We start from the raw sequence: 22,462 nt of genomic DNA, 5'->3' as shown, positions 1-22,462 counted from the left end.
CTACAGAGTAGCCACGGCAAGAAAGTCACCCGCCGTACGTGCGTTGTTCAGGTGTAGCCGTATAACCTGCTCCTGGCGTCGCCCGCGACGTTCTGGACCGACCGCGACCGAATGAGTTCCGTGCATCACGCCAATCACTACTACGGGCACTCGCGCATCCTGGCCCGCTACTGCGGTCTGGACGACGGCGATTCCCCGCGCATCCACGGCTATCTGCAGCACGGCTGGAACATCGGCGACGGCATGGCCCCCGACCACGACTTCGTGCCGGGCGTACCGCTGCTCGTGTGGTCCGAACGCACCCGCCGCCGTGCCTGGTCGCTCGGCCGGCACACGGCGTACGCACTCGGCGCGCCCTGGGCGTACCTGCTGACGATGATGCCCGACGACACGACGGAGCTGCGGCGCGGCACGATCTGGTACCCGTTCCACGGTTGGGAGGGTCAGGACGTCCTCGGCGATCACAGCCGGTTGATCGCGCAGATCCAGCTGACCGAGCCCGGCCCGGTGACGATCTGCCTGTACTGGCAGGAGTACCAGTCTCGGCGACTGCGGCACCGCTACGAGCAGGCAGGTTTCCGGGTGATCTGCCACGGCTACCGCGGCGACCGGTGGGGCAACCAGGATCCGGAGTTCCTTTACCGCCAGCTCCGCGAGCAGCGCCGCCACCTGCGCGTCGCGTCGAATCGGCTGTCGACGGCGGTGTTCTACGGGACGCTGGCCGGCTGCGAACCGGCCGTCTACGGCGACCCGATGCAGCTCGAGCGGGAGAATCCGGTATACGGCGGGCAGGCCCGCATCCGGCGGGAATGGCCCGACCTGCACGGCGAGCAGATCGACGTCGCGGTGGCCCGCGCGGCGGCGGTCGCCGAACTGGGCGCCGACCGGCTGCTGGACCCGGCGGAGATGCGCTGGCTGCTGCGCTGGCCGACAGAAAAGGCGGATCGATGACCCACCCGCTCGGCGGCGAACTGCTCGCCTACTCCGATCTCGACGGTACGCACGGCGCCGGCCCGGCCCGCGGCCAGGCGCTCGCGACGCTCGCGCGTACCGCCCGGGGGCGGGTGCTGGTCGTCGGCCCGCACGACCCCGAGCTGATCGACGCGATCCTCGACGGGACGAAAGACCTGACGCTGCTCGTCCGCGCCCGTGCCGACGCCAAGGTGCTGACCGCCCGGTATCCGTCCGCCACCGTCTACTCCGGTGACCTGGCCGCACTGGACGCCACACTCGACGCCGACACGGCGTACGACGCGATTGTGGTGCTCGCCGGTCTCGACCGGCTCACCGGACCGGAGACAGACCGTCCGGAATGGACCGACGTGCTCGGCCGGTTGACCCGGCGGCTGCGGCCGGACGGCGTACTGCTGCTGGGGATCGCGAACCCGCTGGGGGTGCACCGGCTGACCGCGCCCCCGACGCCGCCCGCCGACCAGGACTGGGCCGGCGACCTCGGCGGACCCGGCTTCGACGCCGTCGTTGCCGCGTTGGGCCGTCCGGTCGTGCGGGCGTACGGGGGTTTCCCGTCGCCGGTCGAACCCACCGTCCTGGTCGGATCGGACACCCCGGACAGCGGCGTGCTGCAGGCCGCCCTCGTCCGCACCGGCGCTGGGACGGGGTCCCTGGCCGATCCCGGCCGGGTGGCCGCTCGGGCCCTCCGCAGTCAGGCGGCGATGCCGGTCGCGGCCGCCTGGTTCATCGTCGCGGGATCCACGCCGGACGCGGACCTGCCGCCCTCTGTGCCGGACTCAGACCGCCCCGATGTGCGTACCCTTGAAGAGGCGATCAGCCTGGCCGCCGTCAAGCGGGACCTGCCCGCGGTGCGTGAGCTGCTGACGGCGTGGCAGCGCGGACCGTCTGGCGTGCCCGCGGACCAGGTGATCGTCGAGCCGGCGGGGCTGACCGCGCTGGGCGCGGGCGTCGAGCCGGTCGAGGCGCTGCGGCGGCTCGCGGCGTTCCTGACGAACCACGGGTACGCGCACGCCTGGCCGGCCGAAGGGGTGGCCGATCTGACGGTTGCGCTGGCCGCGATGGCCGGTATCGAACTGGACCCGGCCGAGGTGCCGACCGGCGAACCGGCCGCGACGTGGCACGACCTCGTGGCCGAACGCGACGAGCTGGCCCGGCTGCTGGCCGACGCCCAGGCGCAACGGGCCGCCTACCAGCAGCTGGCCGACGAACGTGAACAGAAACTGCGCGAGACGCTGCACCTGGTCGAGCTGCTGAGCACGTCCGGACCGGCCCGCATGGGCCGCGCCTTCGTCGGCGGCGTACGCGTAGCGCGCCGGACCGCGCGCCGCTTCCGCCTCCGCTGACGTGTTCGGAGAGGTCTCAGCAACCCAAGTCCTACCCAGAGCGAATGGGCCGCGGCCGAGAAGGAATTGCGGTTCAGAAAGCCCGCTCCTCACGTTAGGTCAAGGGGCTTTGGTCTAGCTCGTCGAACAGGGGGTAGCTCACGATGCTCCGGGCCCTGAGGACCTTCAGGGCTTTACGCCGGTACGCAATGAGGTATTCGACCTGCTTCGGCGTCAAGGACTGGAGGTCCACCGCTGGTGGCTTCTCGTGGTGGGTGAAGCGAAAGACCAGGGGAACAGACGCGATGGCGAGCAGCAGAAGCAGCCAGCTGGGAATCATCAGGAGCCAGCGGTCGGACAGCTCCGGGAGCCTCACATACAGGGCCGCTAGCGAGCCGGCAGCGCACGCCCCTTCCATGGCGGCGATCCCGAGGACTGTCCTGCTCCATTGCCGGTACGGCGTGGTCAGCCAGTCGACCCACCAGTGCAGAACCGTGAGACAACCCGCGAGGAAGCCAGCGGCGCAGAAGATCTGCAAGCCTGCCTGGAATTCCTCGGGCCTCACCCGGAGAACCATCAGAAATACGATGCCGGACACGATCAGCCCGCAGATCATCACCACGTATGACGCCGCGACCAGGAACTTGCCGAACCACGACCGGCGCTCGTGCCGCTCGCACCGCGCCAGCTCGATCGACGCAGACTCGCGTACCACCTGGCTCAGCTCGTCGGGCTCGAACTTCGCGAGCGGATCAAAGATCGTGGCCCACTCGGCCGCATCCATCGCTGTCGCCCGAGGCACAGCCAACCCCTTCCGTCTCCGCGCGAGGCTCCGCCGCAGCCGCATCGCTTCCTCATACGTGGGCGTAACGTTATCCGTCACGGACTTACGGGTTCCTCCACAGCCTGACCCTGTTGGCGGCGATCGCGAGGACCATCGGAATGATTGTCAGTCCCTCCCCCGCCCCCGCGTGGACCGGCACCATGTGGTGCTGCGCAGTGGGATGGGACGACGCATATCCCACCGTCGCAATGGTGCTTGCCAGGTCCGCTTCCGCCCGCTGTCCCTTCAGGCGGGCTTCGACTTCATCCTTGATCTCCGTACGCTCGTCGGCCTTCCTGCGCTCCTCGACGTCGCGCTCCGTCCTCGGCTTGCCTGGGTCGCGGCCCGACAGCGCCGGGCCGTCGTCGGCGGAGCGGCGGCCGGCTCCTCCAGGCACCGCGCCGAGACCGCCGGCGACGGCGACGCCAGTCCAGTCCACGCGCCTGGTGGTGGCCAGCTGCTCGGCGGCGTCGACGCCGGCACCGCTGACGAATCCGGCGATCATACGACCGCCGGCTTTGGCGCCGAAGGCACCTAGCGCTCCGGCGATCTTGCCCGCGACGACGCCGCCGACTCCGCCGGTGACGACGCTGAGGGCGCCTTGGAGCGCTCCTTGGCCAAGGGAGCCGAGGGCGTCCTTGAAGCCGTGGATGTTGCCTTGCGCGGCGTCCTTGCCGAGGTTGATCAACGCCATTGCTCCGACGGCGCAGGCTACCGCGCCGGCTCCGGCAGTGACCGCGGTGCAGGCGATGCCGGCGGCCACCCCCGCGACGATCGCGCCGATCTGGATGAGCGTGTCCTTATGTTCCTTCACCCATTTCGCGGTTGCGTGATAGGCGTCCTTGACCTTGTTGGCCGCTGCTTTGACGGTCTTGGCGACCTTGGCGACGATCCGTGAACCGGCCTGCTTGATCCGGTGGTACGCGTTCTTGACCTTGCTCTTGATGTGATTGATGTGCTTGGCGACACTGTGCTTCACCCGGTGGTACGTATGTTTGACCGTGCTGACGGCCTTCTTGTAAGTCCTCTTCGCGTAGTGCACGGCTCGATAGACGGTGTGTTTGACCGACCGGTACACCCGGTGAACGGCCCGGCTGACCTTGTGCACCGCCTTCTTCACATGATGAACGACGTGACGCACGACGTGGGTAGCCGCGTGCCAGTAGGACCGGGCGTGGCTGTAGGCGTAGTGGTACGCCGTGTGGGAGACGTACCTCGTGACCTTGTGGACGGCCTTCTTGACCGCCTTGAACGGGTTCCAGCCCCAGTGCCCGGTCGAGTCGATGGTCTGCAGCGGGTTGCCGTCGCCGTACTGATAATGGTTAGCGTCGATGGAATCCGGGATCGGATCGTTGTCGACGGTGTCGCGGTTGTCGAACTGCCCGGTCGCCGGGTTGTACCAGCGAGCGTGCATGTTGACCCGGTTGGCGACACTATCGGTCCACTCCGATTGATAACCCAGATTGCCGACCTTGCCCGCCGTCGCCGTCACCGTGCCGAACGGGTCATACGTCGACGACCCGGCCAACGCCGCCCCGGTCGAGCTGAACTGCCCCACCAGATCCGTGTGCAGGTCCGCCCATGCGAACATCCCGGCACCGGAAGTCGGCTTGACGCCGAGCACCCCACCGTCGGGATCCCGGCTGTAGGTCGCCGCCCCGTCGCCCGCCACATCATTGTCCAAACCGGAATATGCGAGGCTGGTCGACCCGGCCGTCAGCACCCGGCCCAGACTGTCGTACGTGTACGCCTGCGACCCGATCGCCGTCTGCTGCCCATACGCGTCACTCGTGAGCGTCTGCGTCGTCGACCCGGCGACCGTGGACTTCAACGTCCCCCGCGCGGTGTAGGAGTACGTCGTCGACCCGTCCCCCACCAGCTGATCGCGCTCGTCGTAGACCATCACCTTCGCGCCGATCCGCGTACGGTTGCCCGACGCGTCGTAGGCGTAGCTGGTGGTGGTCGTGCCGTTGTTCCACGACGTCAGGCGACCGGCCCAGTCGTAGGTGTAGGTGTGGGCCGCCGACCCGGAGAACCCGGTCGTCGTCTTGGAGGTCTCCCGGCCGTCCAGGTCGTACCCGTACGCGATCGAGGCGACGGTCGCGCCGGCCGAGGTCTTCAGCGTGTCCGAGGCCAGGCGGCTGGCGCTGTCGTAGCCGAAGCTGCGGTAGTCGCCGGTGCCGTAGGTCTGCTTCGTCAGCCGCGACAACCCGTCATAGGTGTACGACACCGATTGACCGGTGGCCGCATCGGCGACCCCGGCCAGCCGATCCACCGTGTCATACGAGTACGTGCTCGTCCCCGAGGCGTCCGTCCGCCCCGACATCAGCCCGTCGCCGTTATAGGCGAAACTCGACGCTCCCGACGGACCCGACGCCGTGGTCAGCGACCCACGATCGTTGTACGCGAACGTGTCCGTCCCCGACCCGGCCTTCATCGACGTCAGCTGCCCCGCCAGGTCGTAGCCGAACGTCCGATCGGCCGTGGCCACCTCCGCCCCCGAACCGGACTGAGCCGTGAGGTTCCCGACGACGTCGTAGCCGTTGGTGATGACCACCCCGCCCGGCTGGGTCTGCTTCACCGCCCGCCCAGCCGCGTCATACGAGGTCGTCCACGTCCGGTCGGTCGGATTCGCCGACGTCGCCGGTTCGATCTGCGACTCCAGCAGACCCCACGAGTTGTATGTGGAGATGTGCCTGTTCCCGCGCCCGTCGGTGTACCGCGTCCGGTGGCCCTGCACGTCGTACCCGAACGACGTCGTGATCGACGCCGTCGCCGAGACCGGCTGCGTCTCCCCGGTCACCATCCCCGTCGCGTCGTACGCGAACGTCGTCGTCTGCCCCATCGCGTCCGTGGCACTCAGCTGGTTGCCGTTGCCGTCGTAGGCCGCCGAGATCTTCGAGATCAACCGGCCTGCCGAGTCGTACGCCTTGACCATGGTGTTGTTGCCCGGCTCGTCGTAGACCATCCGACGCTTCGAGCCGTCGGGCGCGGTGACGGTCACCTGTCTGCCCAGGTGGTCGTATGCGTACTGGGTCGCGTTGCCCGCCGCGTCCGCTTGCGTGATGACGTCACCGGCTGCGTTGGAGGTGTAAGTGACATACGACCCGGACGGCCGCGTCGCCTTCTGCAAGAACCCGGCGCTGCTGTATGCGTACGACGTGGTGAACGTGCTGGACGTGGACCGCTCGAACCGCGAGTCCGTGATTTTGCGCCCGAGATAGTCGTAGGTCGACTCGCTGTACGCACCCAGCGGGTCGACGGTTTTGAGCAGCTCGTCGTTCAGGTCGTACGCGTACGTCGTCACCGCGCCGTTGGGCGCGGCCGTCTTGGACAGACGGCCGAACTGGTCGTAGGTGTAGGTGGTGACCTTGCCCAGCGCATCGGTAAGGGAGGCGACGTTGCCGGACCCGTCGAACGTCCGGGACACGGAGGCGGTGATCGGCGAGCCACCGGGCGGGGTGTAGTTCGGGAGTCTGGTGCTGACCGGCTGGCCGGACGCGTCCCGGGTGATCACCGTGACGTTGCCGTCCGGGTCCCGCAGCTCGACCTCGTCGCCGAAGGTGTCGAAGCCGGTCGTCGTCACGGGACGCGACGACACGGGCGTGCCGCCGTTGGACTCCGCGTTGACCGGCGCGCTGGTCGTGACCACGAGGTTGTCGGACTCGTCGTACTCGTAGTACTCCGTGTTGCCCAGCGGATCCTTCTCCGACAACGGCAGGCCACGCTGGTCATACGTGTGGCTGGTGCTGCTGATGACGTCGCCGAGGGCGCGGACCTCCGACCATCCACGGCCGTACAAGCTGGACACGTCCGATGCCGACAGCGGCCGCTGGTAGACCTGGACCTGGGCGATGGACCCGGTGAACGGCGCTTCGGTCGCCCCGTTGTACTTGGAGCGGCCGATCGCCAGCGACCCGCTGGAGGCTATCGGGGTGGTGTCGGCGGCCGTGCCCTGGGCGGCACCATTGACATAGAGCGTCATCTTGCCGTCGGCGGCATTGTAGACACCCACGAGATGGGTCCACGTGTTCAGGGTGGGTGCGGCGGTGGACTGGGCCGTCGAAGAGGACGCCGCGGTGGTGTCGGTCAGGTTCCGGGTGAACGACCAGCGGTTCTCCGTCTTCAGGTACTGCAGCTCGAAGCCTGAGTCGACGTTCGCGTCCTGTGACACGACGGACTGGATCGCGGAGTTCGCCCCGAGCTTGACCCAGGCCATGACGGAGAAGCTCTGCGTGGTGTCCAGGACAGGCTCGGAGGTGGTGGCCCAGCCCGTACTGCCGTTGAACGCCGCGGCGCCGCCGGACCAGGTGACTCCGCTCGTCGCGGTCGCGGTGAAGTCGTGGTCGGAGCTGTCGACCGCACTGGTGCCTTTGGTCGCGTTGAGCTTCCACCAGCCGGCCGGTGACAGCGGTCCGGACGAACGCACGAAGTCGGACGTGATCCGGCCCGCAGTGTCGTAGGTGCTGCCTACGGCACCGAAGTAGCCGGTGTGGTCGCCGTACCACTTCATGGTGACCTGGTCGTCGTTGTTGTAGGAGTACAAGGTCTTGCGAGCGACGCCGTTGGGATCCAGCGTCTCCTCGGTGACCCGGCCAACGGCGTCCACCGCATACGCGGTCTCGGTGGCGTTGTTGTTGGTGACTTCCCGGATCACGTTGCCGGCCGCGTCGTACTCGGTCTGCTCCGCGATGTAGGACTGGCTGCCGTCGGCGTTCTTCTTGACCACCGCGACCTGGAGGTTGTTGTCGGTGTAGAGGAATGCCGTGACGAAACCCATCGCATCGGTGATCGACGCCAGCCGGCCCGCCGGGTCGTACGCCCGCGACTCGGTCACGAGGTCCCGGGCGGAGACGGGATTGTTCGGGTCGCCGGTGTAGCCGACGAGCGTGCTGGTCAGCAGATGCCCGTTCGCGTCGTATGCGTACCGGGTCTCCACCCCGGTCTCGTCGACCTCGCGCGTCAGGTTGCCGTAGAGGTCGTACCCGAACGTCGTCACCTTCCCGGTCGCGTCGGTCGCCGTCGCGATGTGGCCCAGGGCGTCATAGCTGTTCTTCAAGGTCCGGGCGGCGTCCCCACCGGTCGCATCGCCGACCGTCTGCTGAGTGATCTGCCCGTCATAGTCGTAGGTCGTGGTAGTCACCGGAGTGTGGACCGCGCCCGTCACCCGGTTCGTCGTCGCCGGATCGGTCTGCTGAGTGATGCGCCCGAGCTTGTCGTAGACAACGCGCGTCACGACACCGTTCGGGTACCCGTCGGAGATCTCGGTCTTCGACACCACCCGGCCCAGCCCGTCATATCCGAGCCTTGTCACCAATTGCGCCGGATCGGTCACCTGCGCCACGTCACCATTGGCGAAGTAGGTGGTCGTCTGCACCTGACCGCCTGGCGAAGTGACGCGCCAGGGCAATCCGGCCGGGGCGAACCCGCCGTCGGCCGCCGCGATCGTCGTGCCGTCGGTGTAGTCGGTCTTGGCGATGCGGCCGAGCGCGTCGGTCGTCTTCGTCTTGTTGCCCAGCACGTCGTACTCGAACTTCGTCACATACGTGTTGTCCGTCGGGCCGGCCGACCGGCCGTCGCGTACCTCGGTCAGCTGGTCGTTGCGAGGATCAAGCGCCGAGGCGCTGTTCAGGAAGTAGGAGTAGTAGACGGTGGAACATCTTCCGGCCGATCGATCCTGGCAGGTCTGCTCCGAGACCGTGTTGCCCCGCCCGTCGTACTCACTGGTGGTCACGTTGCCGTTCGGGTCGGTCACCGTCCGCAGGAAGCCGTCCTTGTACCCGTACGTCGTCTGCCGCTCGGAGCCGCCGTCGGCCCAGATCTCGGCGACCTGACGGCTGCCGTTGTCCACGTCGTAGAGATAGGTGGTCGTCGCGTTCAGCGGATCGGTCACCACGATTCTCTTCGCCAGTGCCGCGCCCGCTGCGGTCGCCGAGGCGTTCTTGCCCGCCGCCACCTGGTCGGCGACCTGGGCCGCGGTCAGCTGCGAGGTGAAGAACGCGAACTCGCCGATCGACCCCGGGAAGTAGCCTGACGAGTCCCCGTCGTATCCCGTCCAAACGGACGACCATTTCCCGGCGCCGAGGTAGGCGTACACGGGCGTGGTGGAGGGTGCGACCCGGGCCGCGTTGCGGGTGCCGACCAGCGTTCCGTCCAGGTAGAGGGACTGGCTGGTGCTGCTCGCGGCCAAGGCCACGTGATGCCACTTACCGTCGGCCACCGAGGCCGCGGTGGTCAAGACGTTCGCGGCGCTTCCGGTCCAGAACGCCCCGCGCAGCTTGCCGTCGACGCCCACATACAGCGCCGGCACCCAGCTGCCGGCCGCGTCGACATCATCCATGGACATGCTTTGGTACGCGTAAAGCACCCCGCCCTTGGTCGATCCCGACGGCATGCTGAACCACATCGACACCGAATTCGGCGCGGTTCCGGGGACCTCCGTCGCCGGCAGCTCGACGTAGGAGGCAGTTCCGTTGAACTTGGCCGCCGTCGCGTCGGCGAACGGGCCGGGCGAGCCGAGGGTCACCGTGTTGTAGGTCGCCACCCCGCCGTTGACCTCGTTGACCGCCTCGGAGACTCCGGTCTCGGTCATCCGCAGATAATCGGCCGGGCCGCCGGAAAGCACTGACGCCGCGTAGATCTGCGACGATCCGGCCACCGTCGGGTTGCTGATCTTCCAGGTGCCGTTGTGCTCGTCGATCACCTGCGTCACGACACCGCTGACCGGGTCGTAGGAGATCTGCGCCGCCGTCGCACCCGAGGGACGGATGATCTTCGTCACCGGGTGCGCGGCCGCCGAAGCCGCTCCGCGCAAGCTCGCGACGTCGGCCGCGGTCAGCGTCCGGTCGAACAACGCCACATCCGAGATCGATCCGGAGAAGTACGTCGCGACGGCCTCGCTCGGGTGCGGCTGATCGGGCCAGCTTCCGCCGATGAACCCGGCTCCGACGTACTCGTGCGCCGTGCTGTTCGCGTCAGCCAGTTTGATCAGCCCGGCCAGGGTGCCGACCGCAGTCCCGTCGAGGTAGAGCGTCTGGGTGTCACCGGCCGCCGCGAGCACCACATGGTGCCAAGCGCCGTCGGTGACCGGGCTCGGCGAGGCGATGGCACTGGCCGACGCGCCGTTCCAGAACTCCGCGTGCAGCTTTCCGCTGGTACCGACATACAGAGCCGGAACGTAGTTGGCGGCGGTGGTGCCGTTGGTGATCGGGTCCTTCTGATAGCTGAACAACACCCCTTCGGGCGTCGTGGTCTTGAACCACATGCTCAGCGACTGATAGCTCGCCGCGGTCACCAGCTTGGCCGGCATCTCGACGTAGGAGGAGGTGCCGTTGAATCCGGCCGCCGTCGCCGACGAACCGGGCAGCGATCCCGCCTGGCCCAGCGTCACATTCTTGAATGTCGCGGCGTCGGTGCCGGCATTGTCCAGCACCGTGCTGGCCGCCTTGGCCACTCCCGCCGCCTCCGACAGCCGCCAGTACGAACGGGGACCTGCGTCCAGCAATGCCGTCGGGTATTGCGTGCCAGTACCGTACTCGTAGGTCGTGCAGTGCGTGGTGTCGGTCGGTGGGCACACCTTCGTGAGCTGGTCACCGCTGTAGGCGTACGACCAGATGGAAACGGAGCTGGAGTCGCCCGCGACCGCCGGGTCGGTGTAGACCGTGGCGACGTGGGCCTTGCTCGCGCCCGCGGGCGTGGACCACGTCAGATGCAGCGCGCGGCCGGAGGCCGACGTCATGGTCTCGACCCGACCCGCCGCGTCGTACGCGAAGGTCAGCGCCCGACCCGCCGAATCCTTGATCGACGTCAGCCCATAGAGCGCGTTCGCACCCGCCGTCCCAGAGACGAGCCGGGTGAACAGATATGTCGTGCCGTCCTTGTCGAGCAGCGAATACCCACCGGTGATCGCGGTGAGCACGGAGAACCGGCCCGACGGCGGAGTGAAACTGCCATCGGCGTTACGCCCGAACGCCACCTCTGTCCCGGTCGGATACGTGATCACGGCCGTCTTCGCGTTCGCCGTCGTGTACCGCTCGACGACGTTGGCGTCGACCACCGTCGACCAGCCCGCGCCGAACGCCGACCCCGTACGCGGGTCGCGGCTGTTGTACGACCGCTGGATCGTCAACGCCGGCCCGACTGTGGCGACCTGCGCGTCCATCGCCTCCGTCGTGTAGTTGCCGACGCTTGGTTCGAACCCGCGGCCGCCGCCGTCCTGCGACAGGCCGGATGTCACCAACGGCTGCGGTGGCGGAGTCGACAGTGGGAAGTAGTACGCCACGTTCAGCGGATCCGGGCTGCTCGCCCACCCGTCGTAGGACACGACCCACCAGTAGTAGGTCTTGGACCACTGCAGCTTCCCCGCCGGCACCGTCCAGCTCGACGAGCTGGTCCAGCCCGACGTCGCCACCAGCGCACCTGACGCGTCGTTGACCTTGAAGTTGTACTGCATGGCCTTCGGCCACACATCCGGGTCATGCCCCTTGGCCAGCAACTCCGGCGTCAGCGAGGTCGCCTGGTAGTCCCGTGGCGGGTACTGCGCGTCGATCTGCGGAGCCTTGTTCGGGGTGTAGGACACCGACAGGAACGGAGCGCACGTGTGGCTGTCACAGACCGCCCCGGACGGACCGTTGCGAGAAGTGAACCGCTTGAAGTCGGCTGTCTGGGTCGGCGAGGCGTTGACCAGCAGGCCGTAATTGGGGATCGTGCCGCTGAGCCAGCCGTCGAGCGTGGCCTTGTCCAACGCCACGCTCGTCCACTCGCCGACCGTCCGATCACCACCGGTATTCGCACACGCCTGCGAATAGTTCGTCGGTGTCTGCGTTCCGATCGCGGAGCTGAACGCCGGGCCGTCGTAATTCACGCTGCCATAGCGGACGGTGCTCTGCGACCAGGACTCGTTGACCTGATGAACCGTGTACGGCTGTGCGGTGCAACTGCCCTGCCAGGTCAGGAACAGGTACAGCCGAGCCGACGTGATCCGCAGCCCGCTGAACGTGCTGCTGAAACCGGAGAACGCCATCAGCGCCTTGCCCCGATGCGTACCGGCGTCCCAGGTGCCGACGGCGAGGTTGTCCTCGCCGGAGTGGTCCACGTCGTTGCCGTAGTACATGTAGGTGTCCGAGGTGTTCATGAACTCCGCGGTCGGGTCGACCGTTACGGGGTAGACGCGCTCGGGCGCGGTGAGCCACTGCTCGTCCGCGATCACCTTCAGGCCGACGCCGCCGCCGACCTGGACCAGCTCGTAGCGAACGGCATTCGATGTCGTGAACTCCCCACTGGCGGTGTCGAACTTGGAGTCGTGCATCAGGCCCGGCGGGATGCGGCCCTTGACCGCACCCTTCGCATCGGTGAGCACGACACCACCGTCGGCGTCGAGCGCGGCGACGAGGCCGTCCAGCTGGAGCGGGAAGACCCACTCGTGCACGGCGCCCCGCCGCTGGAGCACGATCGACTCCTTGACCCCGCTCTCCCGGGATTCCACCACCACATCGGTCCCCGGCAACACCCCGGCATAGGTCACCGAGTACGCCCCGGTCTGCGCCGGAACACCGGACGCGCCCTGCAACGAGTAACCGAACCCGACGCCGTCGAACGACGCCGACACCAGCCGCCGGTCGTCGCCGCGGCGCGCGAACTGCAGCCCCAGCCGGTTCGCCCGCTGGCCCAGCCGCTCCCCCACAGACGTCACTCGGGCGTCGATCTTCTGCCAGGCGCCCTTCGCGTCCTGGAAGTTGACGGTGCCTTGGGACACCTCACGCGTGTAGGAGCCGTCCGGATTCACGAACAGGTCGGAACCCGCAGTCGAGTCCTTCGCGCTACGCACGCTCCGGCCGGGTTCGAAGCCCTTGATGTCCGGAGTAGTCAGCTGCTGGACCCTGCCGTCCTGCCGCTCGGCCGACGTCGAGTCCGGTACCCGACCCGCCCCGCCGGACGCCTTCGTGGCGGCGTATCCGACGTAGTGACCCTTGCCTGCCGCTGTCCCGCTCTCCTGCGCGGGACCGATCGGTTGCCCTCCCGCGAACGCTGACGGCGCCGTCAGCCACGACCACAGCCAGCTCACGCGCACATCCACCGGGCCGAATATCGTGACCGGTTGCGGATTTGCGGTGACCAGCAGCATCACCGTGGTCAGGAGGAGGCCGGCCAGCACACGACGGCGACGACGGTCCACAACGGACTCCTCTCGAGCGCGGACACCGTAGTCCGAGTCGGGAGAAAGCTAGCGGTTGATGAATCGATTAATCAAGGGGCACAATGCACCGCATCGTCCGCCACCCGCCGGGACCTGGCAAAGCTTCGAAAAATTTCCATTGTTCGAAGGAAATCACTGCGACGATGTTCCATTTTTCCATCGGTGCCGGTATAGATGTGACGGATTTTCGCGTGCCCGGACGAGGACCCCGGGCTCGAAGAAGGAGGACCCATGACCAGACCACGGCAGAAATCGCTGCTCGCGTCAGCATTGGCAGTGGCGTTGGCGGTCACCACAGCGATCGCGTTGGGTGCACCGGAGGGGCCGACCGCCGCTCAGGCGTCCACCGGCTCGTCGTCGTTCAGCCTGGCCGACCCGAGCACCCTGCAAGCCAAGGACGGCACCTACGTCACCTACGGCACGACCGTCGGCTCCGGCGCCGGCCCCCGCTGCGGCGCTCAGAGCGGCGTGACGTTGTACGTGCCCTTCCTCAACCACGGATCGGGCGACACCGTCAGCATGTCGGACTGCGTCGCCGGCGACGCGTTGCCCTCGGGCCCGGGCTCATGGGCGGTGGACAACGGCGCCGTCTGGGCACCCGGCGTGGCGTTGTACAACGGCACGTACTACATGTACTACGCAGCCACGAAAGCCGGCACCAGCCAGAAGTGCATCGGGCTGGCCACCTCCGGCGGAGCCAAGAGCCCCTTCACCAACAAGGGCGAGTGGGCCTGCCCCAGCGGCGGCCGGTGGGCCATCGACCCCAACCCGTTCGTCGCGAACGGCAAGCTCTACGTCGCGTATCGCGACGACGCGATCACCTCGTATCCGGAGACCGGGATCTCCATCGTGCAGGTGGGCTCCGACGGCTTCGCCCTCTGGAGCACCCGCCGCGACGCGCTGAAGAGCACCGACCTGGCCTGGGACACCGTCAACGACTCCGGGGAGACCCACGTCATCGAAAATCCCTCGATCTTCGTCGGCGGGGCGAACCACTACTACCTGCTGTTCTCGGGCAACAACTGGAACAGTGCCCGGTACGCGACCGGCATCGCCGACTGCGGAACCGCCCCGATCCCGTCCAGCCGCTGCACCCTGCTCAAGGACGGTGCCAACCAGCCCTACTTCGGCTACACCGGCACCGGAGGGCTGGGGCCGTATCGAGGACTGCCGGGCAACCACACCGGTCCCGGCGCCATGGCGGCCTTCTACACCGAAGGCAACCGCAGGTGCGTCGTCTGGGCCTGGTACGACGCGGCGACCGGCAAGCGCCACCCCATCATCGGTGAGCTCAAGCTCGACTCCGGGGGCTTCTACGTCGAATGACTGAGCCGCGATCCACGCGCTTGCCCCACGGCCGCTTCGCGACGCTCGGGGTGAAGCAGCCCCGGGCAAACGCGTGGATCGCTGGAGAGCATCACCCGACCGGTTTCTCTAACTCGTATCCAATCACGCACTTGACTGGAGTCCGACTATGACCAGCATGATGAGCAGGCGTAAGGCACTCGCACTCGGCGGAGGCATGCTTGCCGGCGCCATCGCGGGCGCAGGCACGGCAGCGGCGGCGACCGACTGGTTCCGACTGCCGGTGATCACGGCGAACATCGGCCGGGACAACCTCGGCGCCCGCGACGCCGCGTTCGACGCCGTACGCAACGCCGACGGCGAAAACAGGCCGCTGGTGTGCTTCCAGGAGATCAGCGAAGGCGACACCGGCGAAGAGGAGATGATCGACCACTACTTCGGCCCGCTCTACACCAAGGCTTTCCTACGCCACGAGACGTCGTTCCGGATCCCGATCTGCGTCGGCAGGCCGTGGGTCGTCGTGTCCAGCCGGACCCAGCGCGCGCACGGCGGCATCACCGGCGTGACCCCACCCCGTTGGTTCAACGAGGTCGTCGTCCAGCACGAGGACCATCCGGCCGTCGAGTTCGCGGTACTCAACACTCACTACATCGCGAACGCGTTCAACGGCGACCAGCGCACGGACCTGCGCGACGAATGGTGGCTGATGCGGGACATCCACAAGGCCAGGGCGCTCGCGCACCACAACGCGGGCAGGTTGGTGATCTGGGGCGCGGACACCAACCGCCCGGACTTCGGCACCGCGTCGGACCTGGCCGCGGAGCAGAAAGCGTTCGGCACCGGCATCGATCGCCTGCACTGGTTGCCCGGCAACGGTTCCGTGCAGATCACCCTGAACACCACCAAGACCGTCAACATGAACGTCGACGGGCATGACGCCCGCCTGGCCATCTTCCACGTCCGTGCCGTCTAACGCCGAGTGATGCTTTCAGCGGCGAGGTGCGAGCGATTTGATCAGCTCATCTGAACGCGACTCACCAGACGTCGGTGTGGTGCGGATTCAGATTGTCTGATCTGGGGGTCGAAGGTCGGCGGCCGTCCGTCCTTCGACCCGCCGGGCGCAATGCCGGCGCACTGGGTGGTCGAGCGCGCGACAGGTACTCGGTGCCTGCTAGCGTGATCGTATGGGCAGTCGGGTGACCTTGATCGACGTCGCTCGGCACGCGGGGGTGTCACGGACAACTGCCTCGTATGTCATCACCGGCACGGGTCGGGTGTCGACGGCCACCCGGGAGCGCGTCCTGGCGTCGATCGACACACTCGGGTATGTCTACAACGAGGGCGCGGCGTCGCTGCGCCGAAAGGGCCGGACGATCGGTGTGATCGTGCCCAACATCGACCGGCCCTTCTTCGGCGAGGTCCTGATCGGGGTGGAGTCGACCTTCACCGACAGCGGTTACATGTCGTTGATGGTGTCGACGCGCGATCAGCTCGACCAGCAGGCGCGACTGCTGCGGATGCTGCGCGAGCACCAGGTGGCGGCGCTGGCCATCATTCCGGCCACGGGCAGTGACCGCGACCTGGTCAACGCCATTCACTCGTGGGACGTACCCACGGTCTTCCTGAGCCGCTACATCGCCGGGTCCACCGAGCCCTACGTCGGCTCCGACGAGGTGCGGGGTGGATATCTGGCCGCGGACCACCTCGTCCGCGCGCACCGGTGCCGGTCCATCAGCTACATCGGCGGGCCTGAACTCGGCGTCGCACGGATCGACCGGCTCCACGGCGTACGCAGGGCCATCGCCGAGTCCGGCACCGGCGTCAGCCTTGTCGACGTGACCAGCGAGTCCACCGTGGAGGCCGGCCTGCGGGCAGGTCACGCGCTGAGCCGCGGCGAACTGCCGGACGGCGTCATCTGCCACAACGACAGCATCGCGATGGGCGTCGCCCGGGCCTTGTACGAGCAGGGCCGCGCCGGAGCCACGCGGATCATCGGCTACGACGACGTCGCCGCCGCGCAGGCGTCGGTGCCATCCCTGACGAGCGTCGCGACCAACGGCCGGCTCCTCGGCGAGACGGCCGCCCAGGCGTTGCTCGCGGTCATCTCCGGCGCGGAGCCCACCGTGCGATCGCACCTGACGGAGCCGCGGCTGGTTGTGCGGGAGTCCTGTGGTGACCACATCGAGGACCGCTCGCCCAGCTAGACGGCGTCGATACACCGGGCAGGTCAGTGCAGCCGGTCGTCTCGTCGTCGCAGCATCCCGGCAATGCTCTTGACACACGCGGATGAGCCTGGTTTCCTCGTGCGGACGTGGTGAATCGATCCACCATGGTTCACCCGGTCATCCAACCGATGTCGACGGCACGTCTCGACCACGTGAAGGAGGTAGGCATGAGGCGGCTCGCACCCAGGTTCACCGCCCTGTCAACGCTGGCGGCGGTGGCAGTACTCGCGACGGCAGGCTGCGGCTTGTCCAGCAGCACGTCGCAATCGCCCGGCCAGACCACGGTCACCGTCTACTCCCCCCGTCCGAGCAACATCACTGACTACGTGGTCAAGGAATTTCAGGCAGCCCACCCTGAATACAAGGTGCAGCTACTGACCCTCGGCGCGCAGGAGGTCGCCGACCGGGTCAACGCCGAGAAGACCCGGCCCCAAGCCGACATCTGGTGGGGCGGCACGCCATCGCAGTTCGAGGGCGCCACCGCCAAGGGCCTGCTGACGCCGTTCGGCGCAGACGTCCTGTCGCGAGTGCCGGCCAAGTTCCACGGCACCGGCGACGCCTGGCTCGCCGAACAACAGCAACTGCAGCTCATCGCGTACAACCATGACGTGATCAAGGCCGCGGACGTTCCCAACGACTGGGCCGACCTCATCCTGCCGCAGTACAAGGACAAGATCCTCATCCGTGACGTGGCGCCGTCCGGCACGATGCGCAGCGTCTTCTCGGCGCTGATCTACCAGCAGTACGCGAAGGCGTCCTCGCCGCAGGCCGGCTACGACTTCCTGAAGAAGCTCGACGCCAACACCAAGGACTACGCGGCGAACCCCTCGGACCTCTACCTGCGCCTGCAGCGGCAGGAGGCGGCCCTGACGATCTGGAATCAGCAGGACATCCTCGCCCAAGCGGCCAAGGGCGCGCCCTTCTCGATCAAGGTCCCTGCCTCCGGCACCCCGATCAACCTCGACGGATTCGCGAAGGTCAAGGGCGGCCCGAACGCCGCCGGTGCGGATGCGTTCGCCGGCTTCCTGCTGTCGGAGAAGACACAGGCCTGGCTGGCGAAGAACGCCTTCCAGATCCCCACCGTCGCGATCTCCGAGAAGCCGGACTGGCTCGCCCAGCTCACTTACACGGAGCTGCCGGTCGACAGCAAGGTGGTCGCCGCCAACTCCGACACGTGGATCCAGTACTGGATCGACAACATCAAGAACCGTGGCTGACGCCGGCCGCGTTCGCCAGGTTTAAGGGAGCGCTCATGATCCCGATTCGACTTGACCATGTGAGCAAGACCTACGCCGCCGCGCCCGAGGCAGAACCGGCGATCTCGGCGGACCTGACGATCCAGGCCGGGGAGTTCTTCACGCTCCTCGGCCCCTCGGGCTGCGGCAAGTCGACGCTGCTGCGGATGGTCGCCGGTTTCGTCGCGCCGACGACGGGCTCCATCTGGTTCGGCGACCGCGAGGTCACCCGGCTCGCCCCGCACAAACGCGGGATCGGAATGGTCTTCCAGAACTACGCGCTGTTCCCTCACATGACCGTCGCCGAGAACGTGGCGTACGGGCTGAAGATCAGACGCGCAGCGAGGGAAAGCCGCGACTCGCAGGTGGCCGCGGCGCTGTCGATGGTGGGCCTGGACGGCATGGGGAGCCGCGGCATCGACCAGCTCTCCGGTGGCCAGCAGCAGCGGGTCGCCCTCGCCCGCGCGGTCGTCATCCAGCCGGATCTACTGCTGCTCGACGAGCCGCTGTCCAACCTCGACGCCAAGCTGCGTGAGGAAACCCGCACGCAAATCCGCGAGGTACAGGAAACCAGCGGCACCACGGCCGTATACGTCACTCACGACCAGGCGGAGGCGATGGCGATCAGCGACCGGATAGCAGTTCTCGCCGACGGCCGCGCGCACCAGATCGACGAGCCTCGCCGCATCTACCGCCAGCCGGCCACCTCGTTCGTGGCCCGCTTCATCGGCCGCAGCAATGTCCTGCCCGTGACAGTGGTCGCCGTCGGCGACGGCACCGCCGACGTGTCGCTCGCCGGCGGCAGCCGGGTGATCACCGTGCCGCGGTCCGCCGCCATGAAGGTCGCCGCCGGGTCCACGGCAGAGCTTTCGGTACGCCCACAGGCCCTCCGTCTGGTCGCCGAGTCCGAGGCGCTGCTGCGCGGCGAGGTGAGTCGCGTCGAGTACCTCGGCGCCACTGTGACCGCCACCGTCGACGTCGGCGGGTCCACCGTCGTCGTGTCGGCATCCGATGGACAGACTGCACCCGAGCAGGGTGAACGGGTCAGCCTCGGCGTCGACGAGACCAGCACCTGGCTGATCCCGGAATGACGACCACCGACGCTCGGACCTTGCCCCCTGCCGAGGCGCCACCGGCTGGCGAGATCCCTGGCCGCGGACGATCACGGCGACGGCTGACCGCCGGCGACCGGTTCATCTATCTGCTGACCGCGCCAGTCTTCCTTGTCATCGCGTTCTTCGTCGTGACACCCATGCTGCACACGGCGGCTGCGAGCGGGCAGGGGCAAGGACTCGCCGCCAATTACGGAACCTTCTTCTCCGGTAGCGCGCGGACGGCCCTGATGTTGTCGGTGGGGATCTCGCTCGGCTCGGTCGTGTTGTGCGCACTGGTCGGCACGGTGCTCGCCGTGCTGCTGACCCGGTTCGAGTTCCCCGGCCGCCGAGTGCTCGAAGTGCTCGCCGTGCTGCCGATGGCGTTGCCGCCCTTGATCGGCGCCGTCTCGTTCGTGCTGCTCTTCAGCGAGACCGGCATCGTGCCACGGGCGGCACACGAGCTCCTGGGTATCAGCGCCGGAGCCGTGTCGGTCCGCGGTGTCGCCGGTGTCCTACTGGTGCACACCTTCACGATGTATCCGTACTTCTACCTCACCGTCGCGGCCGGACTGTCCGGGATGGACCCGTCGCTGGAGGAGGCGGCGCAGAGCCTGGGCGCGCCGCGCTGGAAAGTCTGGGCGACGGTCATGCTGCCGATGCTCACCCCGGCGTTGGTCTCCGGCGGTCTGCTGACGTTCATGCGGTCCATGGGCTCGTTCACCGCACCCCAGCTCTACAACGTGCAGACCCTCACGATGCAGATCGTCGCCACGCGTACGGGCGGCATGTACGAGCTGGCCGCCGCGCAATCGACGGTGCTGGCCGTGGTCTCGATCGCCTTCCTGCTGATGATGCGGTGGTATCAGGGCCGGCGCATTCATCGCAGCCTGTCCAAAGGCATCCAGCGGTCACGGACCCAGACGCGGGGCATCCGATCCGCGTTGGCTCTCGCGGGAAGCGTTGTACTGAGCCTCGTGCTGCTGGCGCCGATCGCCGTCATCGTGCTCGTGTCGTTCTCCGTGGACCGGACCTGGACGATCCAGGTCCTGCCGCCGGACTACACGCTCGCCAACTACACCCGGATCTTCACCGATCCGGCCAGCCTCCTGCCGATCAACGTCAGCGTTCAAACGAGTCTCGTCGCCACTTGTACGGCCGTCGTCATCGGCGCCGCGGCCGCCTGGATCATCGCGCGATGGCCCGGCCGCCGGGGCGGCTCGCTGCTCGACCTCGCAGTCATGCTGCCGTGGGCGTTGCCGGGCACCGTCATCGGCATCAACCTGGTGACCGCCTTCGGCGGGGACTCGCCATCGTCATTGGGGCTCATCCTCGTCGGCTCGATCGCGATCCTGCCAGTGGCGTACTTCGTCCGATTCATGCCGCTGGTCTTCCGCTCCACCAGCGCAGCGATCGCCCAGGTCGATCCATCCATCGACGAAGCCGCGCAGTCCCTCGGGGCTTCGCCGTTGCGCGCATTGCGCACCGTCGTATTGCCCTTGATCGCAAAGGGAGTCATCGCGGGCGCCCTGCTGGCCTTCGTCGAAGGCGTCGGCGAGTACGTCGCGTCGGTCATCGTCTACCCAGTCGGCTTCGCGCCGCTATCAGTGGCGATCTACCAGCGCATCTACGCGGCCGACTTCGGCACGGCGTCGGCGTACGGCACGCTCCAGATCGTCTTGATCTTCATCATCCTGGTTGTTTCGAACCGGCTCGAACACGGGCGCCGACGACGGCGCTCCATGGGGGTTTGACAGCGTATGACGGCCGGCAACACGACCGACGAACCGGTTCCGACCACACCGACCATCGCCGAAGCAGCAGGCAAGGCGATCCGGTTCACTGACTACAATCTGCCCGACGCCGGCATTCGGCCGTTGTTCACGACTGAGAGCGTCTGGCAGGCGTGGCTCGACGTCGAGGCGGCGCTCGCGCGAGCCCAGGCCAAGATCGGCATCGTCCCGGCTGAGCAGGCCGCAGCCATCGAAGATGCGGCTCGGCTGAGCCGCATGGACATCCAGAGGGTACGCCGCGCGCTGGCGGAGCAGGAGCATCCGCTGATGCCGTTGATCTCGGAGCTGGTCCGGGTCGCCGGCGACGAGGCCGGTGGCTACGTCCACTGGGGAGCCACGTCGCAGAATGTCATGCAGACTGGACACGCGCTGCTGTTGAAGCGGGCGCACGCCATCGTCTCCCGGCTGCACGCCGACGTTGTCGCCGTCGTCGCCGATCTTGCCGAGGACAACGCGGACATGCTCATGGCCGGTCGTACGCACGGCCAGCACGCCGTGCCGATCACGTTCGGGTTCAAGGCGGCGGGCTGGCTGGACGAACTCGTCCGGGCGCACCAGCGCAACAACGTCGCCATCCAGGCGTGCCTGACAGTGATGATGGGCGGTGCGGTCGGAACGTTCGCCGCCCTGGGAGAGCCGGGACCCCACGTCCAGGAATTGATCGCCGAAGACCTCGGCCTCGACCCGATGCCCGTGCCGTCGCGGGCGCTGCTCGATCCCTTCGCCGGGTACGTCTCCGCGCTGGCAGTCGCCTCCGCGACCGCAGCCCGGATCTGCGCCGACGTCGCCACCTTGATGCAGACGGAGTTCGGGGAACTGAGCGAGCCAGTGCCCGACGGTTCCGTCGGCAGTTCCACCATGCCGCACAAGCGCAATCCGAAGCTCACCTACGACGTCTTCCAGCTGTCGGCAGAGATCCGCGCCCTCGCCCCGGCTGCGATGGAAGCGCTCGTCCGGCCGAGCGAGGCCGACGGGGCAGCAACCGCCCTCATGACCGACATTCTGGAACGATCGCTGATCGCCATGGGAGATCTGCTGGTGCGGCTGCGCCGCATCCTCGGCGGGCTGGAGATCTTCCCGGATCGCATGCGGGAAAACATCCGCCTGACCGCCGGTCTCATCTCCTCGGAGGCGATCATGATCGCGTTGGCCGAGTTCGTCGGCCGGGATCGCGCCCACGCCATCGTGTACGACAACGCGACGCAGGCGGCCCTCGCCGGTGGCGACTTCCTTGACCTCCTCGGCCGCGACCCTCGCGTGAGCGACCAGCTCGACCCGGCCCGCCTACGGCAGCTCCTCGATCCCGCCGCCCACACCGGGCTCGCCTCAACGATCGCGCGCGACACCGCCTGGCGCGCCCGGCAATATCTGAGTGATCGCACCACAATTCCCGCATAGACATGTCAGCATGGGCCGATCATGCGTCGTGCGCCGGAGCAGCGTGCCATCTGGCCGGCAGCCCGTAGCGCTGCCAACGATGACGAATGCCCGAGGCTAATTC

At 67.6% G+C, this 22,462-nt stretch carries 11 protein-coding genes; 9 read left to right on the top strand and 2 right to left on the bottom strand.

Features of this window, described 5'->3' with window-relative positions:
• Nucleotides 1-120 precede the first annotated feature (120 nt).
• Together HDA40_RS36635 and HDA40_RS36630 are read left to right on the top strand one after the other, a co-directional pair.
• Nucleotides 121-951: a hypothetical protein gene (locus HDA40_RS36635; RefSeq protein WP_253763936.1), complete on the top strand. Its 831-nt coding sequence runs from the start codon at nt 121-123 to the stop codon at nt 949-951.
• Complete coding sequence (locus tag HDA40_RS36630) at nt 948-2,315, top strand: hypothetical protein (protein ID WP_253762456.1); 1,368 nt, start codon at nt 948-950, stop codon at nt 2,313-2,315. Before HDA40_RS36635 ends, HDA40_RS36630 begins: the two co-directional genes overlap by 4 nt.
• Nucleotides 2,316-2,409: 94 nt before the next feature.
• Here HDA40_RS36630 and HDA40_RS36625 read toward each other — a convergent pair whose 3' ends face one another.
• Together HDA40_RS36625 and HDA40_RS36620 are read right to left on the bottom strand one after the other, a co-directional pair.
• A complete protein-coding gene (locus HDA40_RS36625) occupies nt 2,410-3,078 on the bottom strand; it encodes a hypothetical protein (RefSeq protein WP_253762455.1) in 669 nt (222 codons plus the stop codon).
• 103 nt (nt 3,079-3,181) lie between these two features.
• Entirely contained in the window at nt 3,182-13,291 is a 10,110-nt protein-coding gene (locus HDA40_RS36620; RefSeq protein WP_253762454.1) for a LamG-like jellyroll fold domain-containing protein, read from the bottom strand.
• A 252-nt stretch (nt 13,292-13,543) separates the two neighbouring features.
• On the opposite strand from HDA40_RS36620, the gene HDA40_RS36615 reads away from it, so the two are divergent.
• The 7 genes from HDA40_RS36615 to HDA40_RS36585 all read left to right on the top strand — a co-directional run bounded on the left by HDA40_RS36615 (nt 13,544) and on the right by HDA40_RS36585 (nt 22,359).
• Entirely contained in the window at nt 13,544-14,638 is a 1,095-nt protein-coding gene (locus HDA40_RS36615) for a family 43 glycosylhydrolase (protein WP_253762453.1), read from the top strand.
• Nucleotides 14,639-14,795: 157 nt separating this feature from the next.
• A complete protein-coding gene (locus HDA40_RS36610) occupies nt 14,796-15,590 on the top strand; it encodes a hypothetical protein (RefSeq protein WP_253762452.1) in 795 nt (264 codons plus the stop codon).
• 211 nt (nt 15,591-15,801) lie between these two features.
• Nucleotides 15,802-16,821 (top strand): LacI family DNA-binding transcriptional regulator, encoded by a 1,020-nt coding sequence (locus HDA40_RS36605; RefSeq protein ID WP_253762451.1) that lies wholly within the window; start codon nt 15,802-15,804, stop codon nt 16,819-16,821.
• 188 nt (nt 16,822-17,009) lie between these two features.
• Nucleotides 17,010-18,059: an extracellular solute-binding protein gene (locus HDA40_RS36600; protein ID WP_253762450.1), complete on the top strand. Its 1,050-nt coding sequence runs from the start codon at nt 17,010-17,012 to the stop codon at nt 18,057-18,059.
• Between the two features lie 35 nt (nt 18,060-18,094).
• Nucleotides 18,095-19,168, top strand: a complete 1,074-nt coding sequence (locus HDA40_RS36595; RefSeq protein WP_253762449.1) for an ABC transporter ATP-binding protein — start codon at nt 18,095-18,097, stop codon at nt 19,166-19,168.
• On the top strand, nt 19,165-20,922 hold the full coding sequence (locus HDA40_RS36590) for an ABC transporter permease (RefSeq protein ID WP_253762448.1): 1,758 nt from the start codon (nt 19,165-19,167) through the stop codon (nt 20,920-20,922). Before HDA40_RS36595 ends, HDA40_RS36590 begins: the two co-directional genes overlap by 4 nt.
• Nucleotides 20,923-20,928: 6 nt before the next feature.
• Nucleotides 20,929-22,359, top strand: a complete 1,431-nt coding sequence (locus HDA40_RS36585; RefSeq protein ID WP_253762447.1) for a lyase family protein — start codon at nt 20,929-20,931, stop codon at nt 22,357-22,359.
• Nucleotides 22,360-22,462: the final 103 nt, after the last annotated feature.

Origin of the sequence: Hamadaea flava, from assembly GCF_024172085.1 — a bacterium.
GTDB lineage: Bacteria > Actinomycetota > Actinomycetes > Mycobacteriales > Micromonosporaceae > Hamadaea > Hamadaea flava.
The sequence above is the reverse complement of the archived record's forward strand: the minus strand, read 5'-3'. Positions and strand labels throughout refer to the sequence as shown.

Bases quoted from the DNA above. Each gene is read 5' to 3' on its own strand.
- HDA40_RS36605 (WP_253762451.1), top strand. From the start codon at position 15,802: ATGGGCAGTCGGGTGACCTTGATCGACGTCGCTCGGCACGCGGGGGTG.
- HDA40_RS36590 (WP_253762448.1), top strand. From the start codon at position 19,165: ATGACGACCACCGACGCTCGGACCTTGCCCCCTGCCGAGGCGCCACCG.
- HDA40_RS36595 (WP_253762449.1), top strand. From the start codon at position 18,095: ATGATCCCGATTCGACTTGACCATGTGAGCAAGACCTACGCCGCCGCG.
- HDA40_RS36600 (WP_253762450.1), top strand. From the start codon at position 17,010: ATGAGGCGGCTCGCACCCAGGTTCACCGCCCTGTCAACGCTGGCGGCG.
- HDA40_RS36610 (WP_253762452.1), top strand. From the start codon at position 14,796: ATGATGAGCAGGCGTAAGGCACTCGCACTCGGCGGAGGCATGCTTGCC.
- HDA40_RS36615 (WP_253762453.1), top strand. From the start codon at position 13,544: ATGACCAGACCACGGCAGAAATCGCTGCTCGCGTCAGCATTGGCAGTG.
- HDA40_RS36585 (WP_253762447.1), top strand. From the start codon at position 20,929: ATGACGGCCGGCAACACGACCGACGAACCGGTTCCGACCACACCGACC.
- HDA40_RS36625 (WP_253762455.1), bottom strand. From the start codon at position 3,078: ATGGATGCGGCCGAGTGGGCCACGATCTTTGATCCGCTCGCGAAGTTC.
- HDA40_RS36630 (WP_253762456.1), top strand. From the start codon at position 948: ATGACCCACCCGCTCGGCGGCGAACTGCTCGCCTACTCCGATCTCGAC.